16 protein-coding genes are annotated in these 18,607 nt (G+C 49.6%); 6 read left to right on the top strand and 10 right to left on the bottom strand.

The window, feature by feature from the left end; genetic code table 11:
* Nucleotides 1-5: 5 nt before the first annotated feature.
* Entirely contained in the window at nt 6-491 is a 486-nt protein-coding gene (locus F608_RS33645) for a Mov34/MPN/PAD-1 family protein (RefSeq protein WP_022668996.1), read from the top strand.
* Between the two features lie 356 nt (nt 492-847).
* Here the strand turns inward: F608_RS33645 and F608_RS0127630 are convergent, their stop codons facing one another.
* The 3 genes from F608_RS0127630 to F608_RS0127620 form a co-directional block, all read right to left on the bottom strand.
* Nucleotides 848-1,879, bottom strand: coding sequence for an IS481 family transposase (locus F608_RS0127630; protein ID WP_022663638.1), 1,032 nt, complete (start codon nt 1,877-1,879; stop codon nt 848-850).
* Between the two features lie 320 nt (nt 1,880-2,199).
* Nucleotides 2,200-3,465, bottom strand: a complete 1,266-nt coding sequence (locus F608_RS0127625) for an MFS transporter (protein WP_022668995.1) — start codon at nt 3,463-3,465, stop codon at nt 2,200-2,202.
* Between the two features lie 532 nt (nt 3,466-3,997).
* A complete protein-coding gene (locus F608_RS0127620) occupies nt 3,998-4,651 on the bottom strand; it encodes a nitrite/sulfite reductase domain-containing protein (RefSeq protein ID WP_022668994.1) in 654 nt (217 codons plus the stop codon).
* Between the two features lie 487 nt (nt 4,652-5,138).
* Here F608_RS0127620 and F608_RS0127610 point away from each other — a divergent pair, with 487 nt between their 5' ends.
* On the top strand, nt 5,139-5,492 hold the full coding sequence (locus tag F608_RS0127610; protein WP_022668992.1) for a DUF3088 family protein: 354 nt from the start codon (nt 5,139-5,141) through the stop codon (nt 5,490-5,492).
* Between the two features lie 189 nt (nt 5,493-5,681).
* On the opposite strand, the gene F608_RS0127605 is transcribed toward F608_RS0127610, so the two are convergent.
* Complete coding sequence (locus F608_RS0127605) at nt 5,682-6,434, bottom strand: DUF2284 domain-containing protein (protein ID WP_022668991.1); 753 nt, start codon at nt 6,432-6,434, stop codon at nt 5,682-5,684.
* A gap of 489 nt (nt 6,435-6,923) precedes the next feature.
* On the opposite strand from F608_RS0127605, the gene F608_RS0127600 reads away from it, so the two are divergent.
* From F608_RS0127600 to F608_RS0127590, 3 genes are read left to right on the top strand one after another with little or no spacing between them, the layout of a single operon-like run.
* Nucleotides 6,924-8,198: a multiheme c-type cytochrome gene (locus F608_RS0127600; RefSeq protein WP_022668990.1), complete on the top strand. Its 1,275-nt coding sequence runs from the start codon at nt 6,924-6,926 to the stop codon at nt 8,196-8,198.
* Nucleotides 8,199-8,215: 17 nt separating this feature from the next.
* A complete protein-coding gene (locus tag F608_RS0127595) occupies nt 8,216-8,887 on the top strand; it encodes a hypothetical protein (protein WP_033399143.1) in 672 nt (223 codons plus the stop codon).
* Between the two features lie 18 nt (nt 8,888-8,905).
* Nucleotides 8,906-9,733: a formate dehydrogenase subunit gamma gene (locus F608_RS0127590; protein ID WP_022668988.1), complete on the top strand. Its 828-nt coding sequence runs from the start codon at nt 8,906-8,908 to the stop codon at nt 9,731-9,733.
* Nucleotides 9,734-9,924: 191 nt separating this feature from the next.
* Here F608_RS0127590 and draG read toward each other — a convergent pair whose 3' ends face one another.
* The 3 genes from draG to F608_RS0127575 form a co-directional block, all read right to left on the bottom strand.
* Nucleotides 9,925-10,839 (bottom strand): ADP-ribosyl-[dinitrogen reductase] hydrolase, encoded by a 915-nt coding sequence (gene draG, locus F608_RS0127585; protein ID WP_022668987.1) that lies wholly within the window; start codon nt 10,837-10,839, stop codon nt 9,925-9,927.
* Nucleotides 10,840-10,849: 10 nt separating this feature from the next.
* Entirely contained in the window at nt 10,850-11,650 is an 801-nt protein-coding gene (locus F608_RS0127580) for an NAD(+)--dinitrogen-reductase ADP-D-ribosyltransferase (RefSeq protein ID WP_022668986.1), read from the bottom strand.
* Nucleotides 11,651-11,835: 185 nt separating this feature from the next.
* A complete protein-coding gene (locus F608_RS0127575) occupies nt 11,836-12,702 on the bottom strand; it encodes a DMT family transporter (protein WP_022668985.1) in 867 nt (288 codons plus the stop codon).
* 211 nt (nt 12,703-12,913) lie between these two features.
* Here F608_RS0127575 and F608_RS35415 point away from each other — a divergent pair, with 211 nt between their 5' ends.
* Nucleotides 12,914-14,860, top strand: coding sequence for a hybrid sensor histidine kinase/response regulator (locus F608_RS35415; RefSeq protein WP_022668984.1), 1,947 nt, complete (start codon nt 12,914-12,916; stop codon nt 14,858-14,860).
* A 24-nt stretch (nt 14,861-14,884) separates the two neighbouring features.
* Here F608_RS35415 and F608_RS0127565 read toward each other — a convergent pair whose 3' ends face one another.
* From F608_RS0127565 to F608_RS0127555, 3 genes are read right to left on the bottom strand one after another with little or no spacing between them, the layout of a single operon-like run.
* Entirely contained in the window at nt 14,885-16,318 is a 1,434-nt protein-coding gene (locus F608_RS0127565; protein ID WP_022668983.1) for an RtcB family protein, read from the bottom strand.
* 5 nt (nt 16,319-16,323) lie between these two features.
* Entirely contained in the window at nt 16,324-16,791 is a 468-nt protein-coding gene (locus F608_RS0127560) for an HAD family hydrolase (protein ID WP_022668982.1), read from the bottom strand.
* Nucleotides 16,792-16,818: 27 nt separating this feature from the next.
* Nucleotides 16,819-18,450: an FAD-binding protein gene (locus F608_RS0127555; RefSeq protein ID WP_022668981.1), complete on the bottom strand. Its 1,632-nt coding sequence runs from the start codon at nt 18,448-18,450 to the stop codon at nt 16,819-16,821.
* Between the last annotated feature and the right edge of the window lie 157 nt (nt 18,451-18,607).

Below are 18,607 nucleotides of genomic sequence, written 5' to 3'. Positions count from 1 at the left end.
ATATTTTGAAATTTGAATTATCAGGCAAAGCTCAGGAATTGATTATAAATGAAAATGTGATATCCCATTTTTACAGACATCGTCAGATTAAATTCTGGCATAAGGAGGCGGGGGGACAATTATTTGCGAAAATTGAAAAGAAGCGTGTTATAGTTGATTTAGCAACCGGCCCTCATAGAAAAGATTTACGAAGTGTATTTGGTTTTATTCCAAACAAAAAGCGTCTTATTTCAGAGATAAATCAACTTTTTAACAAAGGTTTCCATTACGTCGGAGATTGGCATACCCATCCCCAGGATATTCCAAAACCATCCCAATTAGATATAAACTCTATGAGGTCTTGTTTCCAAGAATCAACTCATGAATTGGAATATTTCATTATGATTATTGTTGGTCGAAATTTAACGAATGATGGCCTTTGGATTTCTCTATTAAATGATAGTGAACTTATTGATTTGTCTCAACATAATCAGATGAATAGAAAGAGTTAAAAAATGTGCTCGTACACCATCTCATAAATCTTATTTTTTCAGGGTTCAGTCCCTGTCAAAAGAGTTCAAGAAAAGATAAGTCTGTTTAATTGTCTTCTTCTTTTGTTTGGACGAGCCATAATTTATTCAATTTCATAACAAGTGATCATGCAGTTTTTTTGTAAAAAACTGCATCTGTATTGTAAACCCGTTGGGAAAAATGAAACCAAGATAATATTCCAATATCAACCAAGTACTTGCAAGTAAAGATGAAACCCATCGCACATTGAGAAAAATGAGAGCGAGGACTTATGGTATTTAAGGTGTAAAAGTCAAATACCTCCCGTACACTCAGCCTTCTCGGCGCCTATTTTTTATTAGGCGGATTCCTTTTCCATTCTTCCTTTAATTTCTATACCCATTTGAAACGTTTCAAATGGGCGTCGTCCCTGGTTGCGGTATCCCCGGTGAGGCCGTTCATAGTTGTAATAGTGCAGCCACTTGTCGAGATCTTCCTGTAAAGCGGAAACGGACTCATATAGCTTTTTCCGGAAAGCCGTACGGAAAAATTCGTCCAAAATTGTCCTGTTGAATCTTTCCACAAATCCGTTCGTCCTTGGACTGGCCACCTTTGTTTTCCGGTGATTGATATCATTGAGTTCAAGGAAGATCTCGTACAAATGGATCGTTGGCCGCCCTTTGAATTCCGTACCGTTGTCTGTAAGGATATTCTCAATACAGATATCGTTCTCTTCGTAAAAAGGAAGAACCCTGTCATACAGGACATCCGCCGCTGTTTCCGGGCGCTTACTGGTGTATAACTTACCAAAAGCAAAGCTGCCATATGTATCAACAACGGCTTGTAGGTATACCCTGCCAACGCCTTTGAGTCGCCCGACATAAAACGTATCCTGGCATAGCAGGTAACCAGAGTAATGGCTTTCCACATTCCGTTCTTTGAACTCAGGATTGGCCTTTTCCAGCAAGCGGATCTGGGTCTCTGTTAATTCAAAATCTTCAGACAACGACTCTTCAAGCTTTAAGAGGCGTTTGTATTTTGTCTCCATTCCAGCCTTTTTCCAGATATTGCGGATCGTGGTTGCACAGACAGCAAGGCCTTCAAGAGCGAGCTGATCAGCAATCCGTTGCTGGCCGAAAGCAGGGTTTTCCAATGAAAGTGCAATGATGCGATTTTTGGTGTCTTCAGAAATTTCGTTAGGATGTGGTCCTGGGATTGGTGGTCTGTCAATCAAGCCTTCAAATCCATACTCCTGGAAAGATCTTTTGTACTCGTAGAACTGGCTTCGAGATACCTTGTGCATCTGGCAGGCTTTGGATACGTTCCCCAATTTTTCAGCAAGCTGTAGCAAAGTCAGTCTTTTCTGTGCTAATTTCTTTTTGGCGGTCATAATGCTCTTCTCCTTTTGGACATATTTTTGATTGGCGTTAAAAATATATCCGAGAAGGCTTATCACCGCCACCTCTCACTGGGGATTATTGGAAGGTCCCCAGTGAGAGGTGGCTATGCCTATGGCAATTTCAAACTGTCCGGTAGGATCTTAACTTTTCCATTTAAGGACTCCCAAGCGATTATGGATGAGGTGTTGGCTACTTTTGTTATTGGTGACCTGGATCGAAAATCTGGCAGATCAAATCAAGGTTAGAGGTGAAGACTACCCATCGGCCAGGCTCTGTTTTTCGGTAGGACGGCTCCTACAGACGATCCCTGTTAGGTAACCCAATCATCTTTATTTTTCTGATGATTACCGGCGGGGTTATCCAGTGTCAGTCTTTTGCTCAGATATGCGGATATCAGCAGTCCTGCGGCGGCTGTTATAAAAGCCCAGGTATAGGCGCCTGTTCGGTCAAAGATCCATCCGGCGAGATAAGGGCCGGAAGCCGAGCCAAGCCCCCAGCTGATCATAAGGATGCCCATCATGGTGCCGACTTTGGAGGTTCCGAAAACATCGGTGACAATGGCGATGATTGATGTGTCCGTGCCACCGTAGGTGATGCCGAAAACAATGGCAAAAGGATAGAGCATCCATGGTAACCGAGCCTGGGACAGTCCGATCATGGCCAGGGCCATGACAGAGAAAAGTAAAAACAACAACCTGCGTTTGTCCATCCGATCCGCAATCATGCCGCCTGCCAAGCGGGAGACGACACTGACGGCCGTCATGATGCTCATGATACCGGCTGCCTGCACTGGGGTGAGGCCAAAATCCTGCGCCCTTGGCACAATGTGGGTCATGACCATATAAAGACAAAAGGAAAACCAGAACCATAACAGGAATAAGTACCAGAAATTACTTGTTCCAGTAGCGCGGGAGATGGAAAAGCCGGCGGATGGTTCGGTGTTGCCGGCTGAAGTGTCCGCTGCTTCGGGATCCCCGTCAGGCCCGGTGCCGATTTCCGAAGGACTGCCTTTGAGAATCAAGGTAGCAGGAATCATCATACACCAGGCGAGAAGTCCTGTAATAATAAAAGCGGTACGCCACTGGAAGATTTGTATTAGCCAGGCACTAACAGGGGCCATGATCACAGAGCCCAAAGATCCGCCGGCTCCAAGGATTCCCATTGCCGTGGCCCTTTTTCGTCGAAACCAGCGTGAGGCCAGAGACATGCAGATGATATATATGGCACCGGTACCGGCAGCCAGCAATACACTATATGCCACATAAAATTGCCAGATGACCTTGACCTGTGAGGTTAAAACAAGGCTTGCGCCGGTGATGACGGTCATGGGAATCAGAACCCGTCTGGGGCCGAACCGGTCCACAGCCTTTCCGCCGGCAATGGAAAAGAATCCCACCAGAAGCAAGTACAGTGAAAAGGCACCGGATGTGGCAGACCGATCCCATGAAAATTCGGACTGTAACGGAACAAAGTAGACACTGAACGAATAGATTATCCCAAAACAAGTGGCCATAAGTATGGTGGCTGCTGCAATGACAGACCAACCATAAAAAATAGTAAAAACCTTTTTTATCATCGCAGATGTCCTGAACGAGAAATGAATTAATCTGTGTTTACTGTTTCTCTTACTTGCGACTCTTTTCAAGTGTCCTGACGTGTACCCTTTTCAGGGAAGGCGCGGAAACCAATTGATGTCGTTTACACTGCTGTCCCAATTTTTTCAATATTTTTATGGTGATACACCTTTTTACCTGCCATGAGGGGAACACGAGGTCAGACCTTGATTATTGCACTATACATTCACCCCTTATCTGATTGCGTGGACTACCTCCGGAATGAAGTCAACTTTATAGGTGTATGAAAAACCCCAGACTATCCTGTAACACCTCGTTAGAACAATTATCAGGACATTGAAATTTGGACCTGGTTTGATTTTTCGGTGGGCAACAAAAAAATGGCAATTTTTCTTCAGTTAAACACAGAGGGAATTACAGGATGCTGTGTCCGACAACACTTCCGAAAAAGGAAATATCCATAGACTTTTGAACAGGTGGCAACCTGATTCCGTGCATCAATACTTTCTATTTTGCGATAAGGGCATTTTCGGGCTAAAGATTAAGACCTAATCTCTCTTTGAGACTTTGGATCCCCATCTTCTTAACAAAACGGGAGGTTCTTTGCTTGGCCGGAGCCATTTCACAGTATAAATCGAGAAATTTTTGACAAAGCCCAAGGGCTTTTTGCGTGGACAGCTCTTTTGCCAGTTCCTCACCGATTCTGGGTTTCATCCCGGAATTACCGCCCACAAACATGCGCCAGCCTTTTGGTGTGCCGATGAATCCGATATCCCGGACACGAGATTCTGCGCAACAAAAAGTGCAGCCGGAAATACCCAGTTTTATTTTAGCCGATGTTGGAAGGGATCCAAATTTTTCCTCAAGGGTTTGGGCAAGTCCCATGGCATCCTGGGTGGCAAATTTACACCAGTCCGTTCCCGGACATGCCTGGACATAATGTCCGCCTGTTCTGAATGGCATGGCCTCGCATAGGGCGTTTACATTTTCCCTGCTGAGCCCGTAAAACCCAATGCGCTGTCCCGAGGTCAGCTTTACCGCCGGCACCTCATAGGTCCGGACAAGTTCAGCCATTTTTTCTAGATCCTGGGCGCTGATTCTTCCGGAAGGCGGTGTGATACGGGCAGCAAAAGTTTTACCGTCCCGTTGCAGGATTACACCGGGGGGAAGTTGTTTTTCATGTGTCATATAGGGTCTCCGGGGGCATTTACAGGTTAAGGGTTGTTGTCTTCTGCAAAATATCGATAGATTATAATTCAGAATATATCAAATTCAAGGGATTCGATCTTCTTCGCCTTTGTTCATAGGGTTGAACTGAATCGTCAAAGAAATTAAAATCTATTATATTCAACCAAGAAAACCCCGGCAAAATGCCTAGATCAAAAGCTATCATCGAAAAATTCGCTAGGAGTGCCGGATCTGGATCGCAGGGGAGAGTTCAACCCACTGGTTTTACATGACTTTAATTGGACTGCTCCGGGCTGATGTATAAAATATAGCAGAGCAAACTGAGGCGGCTGAGGCCAAGACTAGTTGCAGCAAAAGCTCAGTTTCCCAAATGAGACGACTGCCTCAGACTATCCATGTTCTCAGGGGCTTCGTCCACCCACCCTTTACAAGATGTCATATTCCTGATACCTGTTTTCATCAATTTTGAAAAAAAGGAGGAAATCATATGAGCAAATTTGTCCTTTATATGATCAATACCTGGTATGATGCACCGGATCAAGGACCCTTTTACTGCCCGGACTGCGGTATTGTAGAAGGATTTTTTATTTACAACCCGGAAATTAAGGAACAGGTGGATATCATCCATGTGGATTTCCAACGGCCCCGGCCTGAAATCATTGAACAGCTGGGAGAAGAGAACCAGGGTTCTCCTGTGCTTGTGCTGCCGGATGATTCCGTTTCCTTTGACGGTATTAAAAAAAGCATGACCACCGGCAGGGCATTTATTGACGATCCCCTATCCATCTGCAACTTTCTGGCCCGGACATATAATGGGATACTACCTCATCCCCAGGATTGAATATCAGGGAAAGGGGAGGGATTTGTTTTTACGGAATACTAGCCAAGAATAGCTATCGGCCAGGCTCTATTTTTCGGTGGAATGACTTCCCCAGACTCTCTGCGATACGGCCAGACGGGCATAAAGCATAACACAACGGCTACTCGAAAGCTCACGGTTAAGGAAGTCATGGCTCACGAAACGTAAATATCAGCCTATCAAAATCATTCCGCAGGCGGGTTTCATTTCAGCCGTTTCAGAATCCTCATCCCAGTTTGCCGTTTCCATTAGTTTTTTTACATTAATTCCGAAACCTGACATGGATTGCCTTGCAAGATCCGGATTTCGACATTCTCCATCTCCTGAAAGCACATTACAATTCAGGTGTTGACCACAAAAAAGTTTTTTGCATGACCCGGCTGCATATGCCTTGGAATTTGTATATCCCATTTGTTTTGCTTTTTTTTCAACGGATGATCCAATTTCATGTAATAGTTTAAATATTTCAATTCGATGATGGGAATACATAATGTCTGAGGGAAGTGTAATTTTAAACACAATGGCATTTGTATGGCTTTTAATCTGTTTGCGAAATCCCGTTGGACCGCTTATATTCGGAGGGCATCTAAATGATCTGCCAAAGTGTTCACACTTTGGTTCTTTACATAATGCTGCCAGGGCATCGCTTATTTCAATTTCACTGGTGAGTATGCAGGCAGCATTTGTCGCTCCCAGGCTTTGAGCCGTTTGCAGCAGCACTTCAAAATTTTTTCTGTCTCTTGGTTTCAGAATATTCTTCTCATCTTCTGATGCCGATCTTGTTGATAGATATTCTTCCCAGGGATTGCAAACAGGTCTTGCAGCCCAAAGGCTGTCAATATAACAGTCTTCACATATAATCTGTGAACGCCACTCATATTGCCGGGCAGTGTCAAACTCTTTTTTACATTGATTGCATATCATCTCTTTATCCTCTATCCTGCATTGGAATCTCTTGACAATTTTAATGCCATTCCTGTCTTTTTGATATCAGACATGGAAAATCACAACATCCCCCATATGGGTGATTTTCCCGGGTTGGGCAATTGTGGTGGGAAATGGTTTGTCTCCTTCAATCGAAACGCCAGGCCCCAGCGGATTTTACGGGACAATAGAGCTTTTCATGGAAAAATGGCTTGCTTTCATAAAGACAGGGATATTCGAATTTTTTTATTGTTGCAATTTCAATTGCCACGATGTAGTATGAAGCCGTTAATGATCAATAGTCATAGGCTCAAGACTTCTTGACCTGACCAGATCCTACTCCTGTTTTTCTCTCCTATAACGATGCTGCACACTTCGATTTAAAAAGCGTTGCAAATCATCAAATTGCTTTTCGCATCCGCATGGTGTGATGCTATGTCTTGATACGAAAGAATTAAGGCGTTTTTCACAATTGAAAGGGAGGTGAATATGGAGAAAAAAATCTTAGCGGGTCTCTTAATGCTGGGGCTTGCCACCTTGCTCATCTGGGGGTGTTCATCCCAACCGGTGGTGGATATTGCTGCGGTCACGTCGCAGCCGAAGGATTTTGTGGGCTCGGACACCTGTAAGATGTGTCATCTGGAGCATTTTGATTCCTGGAAGATGACCATGCATTCGCGCATGCTCCAGGATGCCAAGGCAAACGAAGATGCCATCGTGGTTGCCATTGATGAAAAACGAATTCGCGAAGACCTTGCAAAATTGAGCGGTAAACTCAAAGTCCCTGCTGATCAGATTTACGTTCCCAGAAAGGACGAGATTCTTTATACCATTGGCAGCCAGTGGAAACAGCGTTTTCTGGTTAAAAAGAACGATACCCTTTATATCTCCCCCATTCAGTATAATACTGAAACCGACAGATGGGTCAATTACCATGAAAAAGACTGGGACAAGAGGCCCTGGCTTTTAAAATGCGGGGGCTGCCATGCTACCGGTGCAGATCTTAAAAACAATACGTTTAACGAAGCCGGCGTCGGATGCGAAGCCTGTCATGGAAAGGGATCCTGGCATGCGGCACTGCCGAAAACAGAAGTATTTGAAAAGCGCAATACGATTATCAATCCGGCCAAGCTGACCATGGGTGTTGCTGCACAGATCTGCGGTTCCTGTCACAACCGGGGCCATTCCACCATGGAAAAAGGCGGGGGCTGGCCGGTTGGGTTTGCACCGGGAAAGGCTCTTTCATCATATTATAAATCCACCTCTTTTGAAGCCGGTGATGTAAAGCATGTCTATGCCAATGAATTTTCCAAAGGTCACCACCAGCAGTTTATCGACTGGCAGCAGTCAAAGCATGCAAAAGAGGGAGTCACCTGTACCTCGTGTCACTATGTTCATCAACTCGGCATGCCGCCGACACGGTCTCAGACCAATTTTGCCGGTTCAAAACAATGCCTGAGCTGTCATGAAATGGTCAACAACAACTTTGCCCATTCGATTCACTCCTTTGCCAATTGTGTGGGCTGCCATATGCCAAGGATTGCCAAAAGCGCTGAATCCGGAGATATCCACAGCCATGTATTTGTGACGCTGCTGCCCGGAGACACCTTGAAAAATCCAAAAGTGCCGAATTCCTGCCAGACCTGTCACCAGCATAAAAAACAGGATCTCAATGAACTTCAGGCTGACTGGCAAGCACTCTCCGTACTGCCGAAACCTGTGGGACAGGCGATTCAATCCATTAAATTTAAAAAGGCTTATTAACACTGCAGGAGGGGGGTATGCGAAAATCAACGAATATCAGCAGTATGATTATCCGGATCGTGCCCCTGATAATGATTGCCTTCCTGACTCTCCCTGCCCTCTGTTCGGGGCAGGGAGAGGAGGTGACATCTTTTATCAATCGGTACAGGCAGTATGAAGTCAGCACTGGTTATTATGAACAATATGAGATGAAACCGGGTCACGACAGCCCGTTGGTCAGGAGATTCCAGAAAGAAGGCAGGAGAGCGTTTGCCTACAGCTCAACGGGAGCACAGGTCAGAAACAGGAGCCGGCTTGCTGATTCACACCGGGGCATCAAGTTTTATGCGAACCGGCGGTGTGAAGAATGCCATGCCGAACAGGCTCGGGATATCCATACCGTCCGGGCCAATCTGACCTGCAGGCAATGTCACGGCCAGGAGCCCATTGCCAGTATCAATCACTATTTTTCGTCCATGAACCCGATCCGGCGACACGCCTACATCTGCTCAAAATGCCACCAGGGTGCTTCCGCATCTTTTGCCCGGTATGTGATTCATGAACCCGCTGCAGGGGCGCCCGATACAAGAACCGGATTTCCGGCACTGTATTATTCATACTGGTTTATGCTGATTCTCCTGGCGGGAACTCTGGCGTTTTTCATCCCTCATTCCATTTTAATGGGGATAAGGGAACTCTTCAAAAAGTGAAAGGAAGGGTGATTTAACATGCGGACAGAACGTGTTAAAAGATTCAGTCTTTTAGACAGGGGGTTTCATCTTTTTTTGATCATCACTTTTCTCATCCAGGCGGCAACAGGGTTCAGCCGGTTGTTTTTTTCCACGCCATTGGGGAGAGATCTAAATGCCCTATTCGGTGGATATGATACCTCAATTCTTATCCACAAATGGATCGGTGTCCTGATGATTTTAGGATTTGTCTTTCATACGCTTTACCTTTTGACCCGGCTGGATTGGAAAAATCTGGGAACCAGCCTTTTTGGCCCGGATTCCCTGGTACCCAACCTGAACGATATCAAGCATTTTTGGCAGAGGACCCTTTGGCTGTTCGGAATGGGAGAGAGGCCAAGGCTGCAGCGCTGGACATACTGGGAGAAATTCGATTACTGGGCAGTTTACTGGGGGATGCCCCTTTTGGCCATTACCGGGATCGTGCTCATGTATCCCATCCTGGCCAGCCGGTATATTCCCGGCTGGACTCTGAATGTTGCTGTGCTGCTTCATCGGGCAGAGGCGATTCTTGCCGTATCCTATATTTTTATAGTTCATTTTTTCGTGGGCCACCTGCGGCCGGCCAGTTTTCCCATGAACGAGGCCATGTTCAGCGGCAGCGTTCCCATGGAGGAACTGGAAGAGGAAAAATCAGGATGGCTCGAACAGCTCAAAAAAGAGGGGCGCTTTGAGAGTGCAAAAGTAAAATCACCCCCGGTTTTTTTCAGGGTTATCTATTATATTTTTGGATATTCAGCATTGGGATTCGGGGTTTATCTTTTAATCAACGGGATTATTTACAGCCGGTATATCACACTTCATTGAGCTTTTTATCCGCTAGGTTGTAGGCACCTTTGATAATTGCCTTTTGGCCTGATTTCCGTGTTGCAGGAAAATTGTAATCCTTGAAATATTCAATATATTCCTCCGGTTAACATTTTTCTGCGCCTTGAACCCGAACCCAAATTCTGATTATTAGAGATACCCTGTATTGTGACCGAAGGAAGAATCAATCCTCAGGTTTTGATTACAAGTGCCGGAGAATGGGTTACTAAATATTCGGAAAGCGCTTCAACCTCTGAATAAACACGGGAATCCAATCGTTTCAGCCAGCGTTTGGGTATCCCTTCGATCCCATGGACGGCACCGGCAAGCATCCCGGCCAATGCGCCGGTGGTATCCGCATCCCCCCCCTGGTTTACCGTGCCGATGAGACACTCCTCAAAGGTGGCCGTTGAAAACAGAAAGTGGAAAACGGTCTGCACCGTGTCCACAACATAGGCAGAGCTTTTACCCGGATAGGGATGATAATTGAAATCCGAATGTTCCTCCACAAAATCGTCGGTATGGATCTGAAGTTGATTCAAGCCGGCTCCTGTCAGGGCTTCATGAAGCAGACGGCCAAAAAAGATACATGCCGCATCAGACAGAGGATTATTGTGGGTCAGATGGGCCTGTTCCACGACATATTGAGTCAATAATTCATCATTTCCCAGGGTATAAAGGGCAACGGGAAGCATGCGCATCAAAGCCCCGTTTCCGGCGCTCCAGCGGCTCGGCGGCATTTCAAGGGTTTGGTGGATAAGGTAGTTTCTGATTCCCCTGGAACATGTGGAGCCGACATCAACCGGCCGGCCTCTTACCCAATCGGCAAATTCCTCTGCAACGGCCCTGAGATTCCATCCGCGGGAATCTCGAATGGCCCGTCCGATACAAATCGACATTTCCGTGTCATCTGTCACCTGACCGGCTTTGAGAAAGAGCCATCCTTTTCCAATGATCTGTTTATGCACACCATACCGTAATTTGATTTCCCCGGGTGTCATGAATTCGCAAGTCGCCCCCAGGGCATCTCCAATGGCAAGGCCGACAAAGGCCGCCTTTGCCTTGTCCACAATCTGTTTTTGGTCGGGTATCTGAATGGAATGCATGGTTTCCCTGTTATATGATTCGCCTGGAAAAATCGTACTCACCGCCAATGACCAACACCTCCTCCTCTCCCTTGAGTATCCCGGCATGGAGAAAAGCGCCGTCAAAAAAAATTTTTGAAACAGGAACCCTGGCTTCAATAATAAATGTTCCAAATTCCCAGGCCCGCTCAAAATCATGGGTAAAGGAATTTAAATTATTGAGCCGGACCACTCCTTTCCCCTTGCCGTCCCATTCAAGTATGTCATGATCGTAAAATCCATGAACACCTCTGAAAAGGGTGATGTGAGTGGTGTCAGGGGCGCGGCGTTTCATTTCGTACTGAACAAATTCATAGAGAAGATCGAGTTGGGAGAAAATACCATTGGTCTGACTTGAACCCTTCATGCGGTCTGCCAGATATGATAAATACTCTTTGCTCTCTTTCCCTTTGATCCGGCCGCCATGATAGGTCGGGGACAAGCCCATCCGGCTTTCCACCCATCCCTTCAGGACAGCCCCTTCAACGGAATCCGAATCAAAAAGCCAGCCCCGAAGAAATCTTAAGTAACTGTGTTTCAGACTGAGATGCTCACCGGCATTGCTATTTTTCCGCCATTGATGAAGATGGAACGCAACTTCGATGTAATCTTGAAATCTTCTAGCCCTCTCTTCCCAACTGGAGAGGCTGTCCAATAGTTTAAAAAAATGGGCGTGGGAAGACCGCACCCCATGGACACTTAAGGGCGCAGGATCGGCGTTGAACGCGCGGGAGCCAATGACCCAGGACGGCACACTGCACAAGCTGTATTGATAATATTGATCATCGGGCATAAATAATTCTATAATGACCTTTCAAACTTGTTTATTTCGTACCCTCACTTATCTACCGGAATCCTACTCAAATTGAAATGCCGGGAATAAATTTAATTGGAGAATTCCCTGTTCCTTGCCTGGGTGACAAGGGAGGATGGGAACTCCCGGATTTTGATTTATACAAGATTGGATTGACTCAGTTCTCAATCGCTCTTCAGCTTGCTTAAGAACAGTCCGGAACCGACGATGAGCAAAGCCCCGGTAAAGAACCGCCAGGAAACAGGATCGTTCAGGCACAGGATGCCGATACCGGCGGTGAAAACGGTTTCCGAGGACATGTATACCGCCCCTTCCCATCCCCGGCAGTAAAAGAATCCCTGGTTCATGAGCAGCTGGGCAGAGGTGGACGTGACCACGATCCCGATCACCATGGCCCACTCCAGGAGGGAACCCGGAATAATCGGGGTTACCAGGAACACGGGCAGGGTGAAAAGGGCGCCCATGGTGCAGAAATAAAGGTAGATGACGGCAGGCCCGTTCTTTTCCCTCAGGGAGCGGATCAGGGTGACGGTGAGCCCGGCCAGTACGGCTCCCACAACAGCCATGATCTGGCCATAGGTGCTGCCCGATAAACTGAAGTCAAAGAGCACGGCAATGCCCGTCACAAGAAAACCGATGCAGACGATCTGCCATTGGTTGAGTTTTTCCCGGTAAATAACAAAACCGAAGAGAGCGGCAAAAACAGGGTAAGAGTAGAAGAGAACCGATGCCGTTGATATGGGCAGAATCCGGATGGATGTAACCACGGCAAAAAAGGCCAGAGAGCCCGAGCATCCCCTGAAGATCAGCAGGGGACGATTATGGCCTTTGAAGGGATTGGCATTGATCCGGGTGATCCACGGAATCCCGGCCAGGACCAGAAGACCTCCGAAACAGCGGACAAACAAAAGGTGCAATACCGTGTAGTTTCCCGGCATGAGCTTGACCAGAACGCTCAGGAAGGTAAACATCAGGGCGGCCAGCAGCATGAGCAGGGGACCGGCTGTTCTGGGATTTGCTCGAATCTTCATTATGGGTATATCCCCTTTGGGTAAAAGAAATTCTCTTTACCACCGGGTGTGGAAAAAAACAAGGTTTGGGATTTTATAGGGAGCGGTTTTTCCCAATTATACCGGCTTTTTGGCCATCCAGCTTGAAAATTTTTCCTGACCGTCCTATTATGGCGATTCGACAGGCCAAGGGAATATGGGCCATGACCACCAGAATCAGGGCTGAAAAATCGTGCGGTATAACCCCTTTACATTGGTGTTTGCGAAAAACTGGGTTCATCTTGAACCAGAGTTCCAGCGCTTCTATTTTAAGGAGACCCTTATCAAAATCAGGGTGGCCCTTTTCGTGGCCATGGCTTTTTATGCGGTTTTCGGGATTCTGGATGCCCTGATCGCCCCGGAACAAAAGGTGATTTTCTGGACGATCCGGTACCTGTTTATCGTACCTGCCACCACCGGGGTTCTTCTGTTTTCCTTTTATCCGGCATTTGAGAGATATTCCCAGCCCGCGCTTTTCGGGCTCTGCCTGTCCGGGGGGCTGGGCATTGAGATGATGATCGCCCTGGCAGGGCCGCCGGCGGCTTATTCCTATTACGCCGGGATCATCCTGGTTTTCATCACCATTCATATCTTTCTGGGCATGCGTATGGTCTGGGCAAGTGCCTGTTCCTGGACCCTGGTTCTCTGCTACGAAATCATTGCCGTATGGGTGGTGGATACTCCCACAGCCATGCTGATCAACAATAATTTTTTTTTCATCTCCGCCAATGTCTTCTGCACCCTTGGCGGCTATTCCATTGAACTCAATGCCCGGCACCGCTTCTTCTCCTCCCACCTGCTGGAATTGGAAAAGGAAAAGGTCAGCCGGATCAATCAGGATCTGGACCGGCGTGTAAAGGAAAGAACCCGGGAACTTTCCCTTGCCAATGAACAGCTCAACCGGGAGATCAACGAGCGGATCCAGGCAGAGGCTGCCCGGATCCAGCTGGAAAAAGAGCTCAACAAGAAACAGAAGCTGGAGGCCATCGGAACCCTTGCCGGCGGCATCGCCCATGACTTTAACAATATCCTGGCCGCGGTCATCGGGTACACGGAACTGGCCATGGCTGGCAGGGATCTGTCTTCGGACGGGGTCCGGTACATGAGCGAGGTCATGAATGCGGCAGTCCGGGCCAGTGAACTGACCAAGCAGATACTGACCTTCAGCCGCCAGGCCGAGCAGGAGGAAAGGCCGGTTGAGGTCAAATCCGTGGTGGAAGAGGCTTTGAAACTCATGAGGGCGACCCTGCCCACCACGGTGAAGATCCTGCCGCACCTTCATTCCGAAGCCTGGATCATCTGCGATCCCACCCAGCTCCACAGGATCATGGTGAATCTGTGCACCAATTCCGTCCAGGCCATGGAGGATAAGACCGGCACCCTGGAGGTCAGCCTGACGGAAACCGTTCTGGAAAAGGATTCCCGGGAAAATATGGACCGGCTGGCGCCCGGCCCCTATGCGGTCCTGGAGGTCAGGGACACCGGCCGGGGCATCCAACCGGAAATCATGGAAAAGATCTTTGATCCCTTTTTCACCACCAAAGAGGCCGGCAGGGGGACCGGAATGGGGCTTTCCGTGGTTCACGGGGTCGTGAAGCAGTATAAAGGGGGAATCCGGGTGGAAAGCGAGCCCGGAGCCGGAACGGTTTTTACAATTTTTCTTCCCGTAACCCGGGAAAGAAGTAGAAGACAGGTTGAGACGAATCCGATTCTGACCGGCGGTACCGAGCATATCCTGGTTCTGGATGATGAACCGGCCCTGGCAGCCATGCAGGACAAACTTCTTTCCTCTCTGGGGTACCAGGTGGTTCATTTTACGGACAGCCTCAAGGCTGTAGAATATGCGGCAAACCACGGCCGGAGTCTTGACCTGGTCATCACGGACTTCACCATGCCCGGGCTTACCGGCCTGGAGGTGGCGGAGCAGATCCAGACCCTTATTCCCGATATTCCGGTGATCCTCTGCACCGGATTCAGCGAGGACATCACGGCCGGGAAAATGAAACAGGCCGGGATTGCCTCTCTTTTAATGAAGCCCGTGGTCCGGGGAGTCCTGGCCGGGACCGTGCGCAGGGTCCTGGACCAGCCAAAAGAGGGAACCCTGTCCCCTGAAGACCTGTCCGATTCAACCCGGAATTAAACCCCGGAATTGAATCCGGATCCATTACCCCTTGATCACCACCATGGGTTTTAACCGGGCCACCTTTGTGGAGATCCCGGCCCTGTGGACCACGTCCACTACCCGGGATACATCCTTGTAGGCCTCGGGCATCTCCTCGGCCATGGTGGACCGCCCCGTCCATCTTACGATGATCCCCCTGCCTTGAAGTTCCTGGTGAATGGCCCGGCCTTTGGCGGCTTTTTTGGCGGCCCTGCGGCTCAGGACCCGGCCGGCGCCGTGGCAGGTGGATCCAAAGGTCAGGTCCATGGCTTTTTGGGTGCCGGCAAGAACATAGGAGGCCCTGCCCATGTCCCCGGGAATGATGATGGGCTGGCCCACACTCCGGTATTCGGCAGGAATGGATGGATGGCCCGGGCCAAAGGACCGGGTGGCGCCTTTGCGGTGAAGGCAGAGGCTCTTTTTGCTCCCCTCCACCCGATGGGTTTCTTTTTTGGCGATATTGTGGCAGACATCGTAGACCAGGCCCATGCCGAGGGTGGCAGGGCTGATGGACAGGGTTTTCTGGATCACCTGTTCGGCCCTGTGCATGAGGACCTGCCGGTTGGCCCAGGCATAATTGGCTGCGCAGGCCATGGCGCTCATATAAAGCTCTCCTGCTCCGGAGCTGAGGGGGGCATAGGCCAGCTGCCGGTCCGGGGGGCGGATGCCCAGGCGGTTCACCTCTTTGGCCATGAGTTTCAGGCTGTCGTCGCAGACCTGGTAGCCCAGTCCCCTGGATCCGGTATGGAGCATCACCGTGACCTGTCCCTGGAACAGGCCGAAAACCCGGGCGATCTTTTGATCAAAGATCTGGTCCACCTTCCCGATTTCCAGGAAATGGTTCCCGGATCCCAGACTGCCCAGCTGGTTTTTTCCCCTTTCCAGGGCCCGTGGGCTTAAGGTCCCGGGATCTGCCGGGGCAAGACAGCCTTTTTCTTCGGTGCGCTCAATGTCCGGGGATCGGCCGAACCCCTGTTCCACGGCCCAGCGGCTTCCTTTTCTCAGCACACGGTCCTGGTCGGTGTCCGACAATTTGACGATGCCTGGACAGCCCACCCCGCAGGGGATCTCCCTGAACAGGCGGTTGGCAAGATCAAAAAGAAAAGGGCGGATCTCCTTTTCTTCAAGGCGGGTCCGGGCCAGCCTCACCCCGCAGTTGATGTCATAGCCCACCCCGCCCGGGGAGACGATCCCGGTGGCCCAGTCAAAGGCGGCCACCCCGCCGATGGGGAATCCGTATCCCTGGTGGATGTCGGGCATGGCCATGGAAGCCTTGACAATGCCGGGGAGACAGGCCACGTTTACGGCCTGCTCCAAGGCATTGTCCCTGACCAGGGCGTTGCGTCCGGCTTCATCAACAAATATCATTGCCGGGACGTTCATGGCCCCGGTTTGGGGAACAATCCAGGTATATTTGTTGAGTTTCTCTAAATTCACAAGCTTCAGGTCCTCAAACAGGCTTTGAGGCGGTCCGGTTTTTCAAGATAGGAGAAAACATCCAGAATATCTTTAACCAGAATATCCGAAGCCGTGAGGGCGGAAACGGTCAGGCCCTCCTCCAGGAGGACGGCGATTCCCAGGACAGACTCCTTAAGCATAAGGCAATCATTGGCCCCGTTTCCGACGCAGACCGTCTTTTCCGGCCCAAGGTTTTTCAGATATTCCAGCTTGCCCAGGTCCTGGTTTTCCCTGGGAAGAACGAATACGGTGCAGTCCGTATCTTTCAATGTCTTTTCCACGCTGCCAAAGGTATCGGCCGTGATCACATGGATATTGACCCGGGAAGCCAGTTCATTGATCTTTTCTTTCACCCCGTCCATGATCCTGCCGTCAACGGCCAGGGTTCCGTTATAGTCCATGAGTAAATTTTCGATATTGAGTTCCCCTGTTCCGGGGATGTGGATTTTCATGGTATTTTCCTTATCAATTCTAATTTTTTATCCATCAATTTCAGGTACGGGGACCCGGTCAAGGGCCAGGCCGGCACCGGTTTTCTCCACCCGGAGGTTTATCCGCCAGTGGGAATCATTTTCTTCCGGAAAATCGGTCCTGAAATGGGAACCCCGGCTTTCGGTCCTTTCCAGGGCGGATCGGCATAGAGCTTTCCCTGTGGTTTTCAGATTCCTGAACTCCAGGAACCGGATCAGATCCTTGGGAGCTTCTATCCGGGCCTGGGTATCTTCCAGCTTTTTCAATGTGGCCAGGGCCTTTTCCAGGGATTGGCCGCTCCTGAGAATCCCGGCATGGATCCACATGGTCTCTTTGAGTTCCCGGATTAAGTCTGCCGGGCCTTCCCCCTGTCTGGAGAACAGCTTCCCGAGGCGGGTCTTTTCTTTGCGGGCAGCCTCCGAAATACCGGGAACCGGATCCAGGGCTCCGGCTCTTTTTCCGGCAGCTTGTCCGGCCAGGCTTCCCATGGCGATCACCTCTGCCAGGGCATTGCCGCCCAGGCGGTTGGCTCCGTGGGCCCCGGCACAGACCTCTCCCGCGGCAAAAAGCCCCTGGCAGGAGGTCTCGCAATGGGCATCCACAACCACACCGCCCATGCAGAAATGGGTGGTGGGAACCACGGGAAAGGTCCGGGTCCCTTTAAAATATGGGGCCGGGATCAGCATGGCCAGTTCCCGGGCGGTTTTCGGGGCCAGCCCTTCCAGGTCCATGAAAATGGCCTCCCCGGGATTTGCAAGGATCTCCTTCATCATGACCTGGGCCAGCTCATCCCGGGTGATCTCCTCTGCCGGGTATTTGTTTTTCTTTAATATATCCTGTCCCCGGCTGTTTTTCAGGACCACCCCGTCCTGGACCAGGATGCGTTCATACAATAGAATCCGGCTGCCCCGTCTGCCCATGGCCGTGGGGTAAAACTGGACAAATTCCATGTCCTGGAGGGCCACTCCGGCGTCCAGGGCCAGGGCGTGCCCGTCTCCGGTAATCCCCGGGGCATTGTTGGTATTTAAGAAGAGGTGACCGAATCCCCCGGTGGCCAGAACAATGGTTTTCGCCCCCAGGGTGAGGAACTCCCCCTGGGTCGTGAGGGCTGTGGCTCCGATAACCTTTTGGTCTGAAACCAGAAGGGAGGTGACAAAGGTTTTCTCCTGAAACCTCACGCCCATCTCAACGGCTTTTTGTCTGAGGGGAAACACCAGGTCGCTTCCTTTCCAGTTTTTTCCGGAAAGATGGCGGGCATGGGTATGGCCGGGAATTTTCATCACTGCCGGGCTTCCGTCCGGGGCTGAATTGAATTTCATTCCCCACTCCATGAGCCGGCGGGTTTCCCGGGGGATGGTTTCGGTGAACCGGGCCACCATTCCCGGATCGTTGATATACCGGCCTCCCTTGATGGTGTCTTGTCCGTGGACAGGGCCCCGATCCCCTGGATCTCCCCATCCCGAGGAGGCGATAATGGCCTTGGACAGGTAGGTGTTGCTGGCACGGCCCATTCGTGTTTTCGAGGCCATGAGGACATCGGCCCCTGTGGATGCGGCAGCAATGGCGGCCCTGAGTCCGGCACCTCCTCCCCCGATGATCAGAACATCACAATTTATCGATCTTTCAGTATCAAAGGACATGGTTTTCTCCTGAACGAGTTTGATCAACGCCTGGATTCATCTTGTCTCTGAATATGCCTGGATCAATATATCAGAAACAGAATTAATGTCCATATCACTTGGGGGGGAGAATGGGGGGATGAACAGCCGGGATCCGAAAGAAACCCTGGCAATTGTC

This window comes from Desulfospira joergensenii DSM 10085 (assembly GCF_000420085.1).
GTDB lineage: Bacteria > Desulfobacterota > Desulfobacteria > Desulfobacterales > Desulfobacteraceae > Desulfospira > Desulfospira joergensenii.
This window is presented reverse-complemented; position numbering and strand designations above follow the sequence as displayed.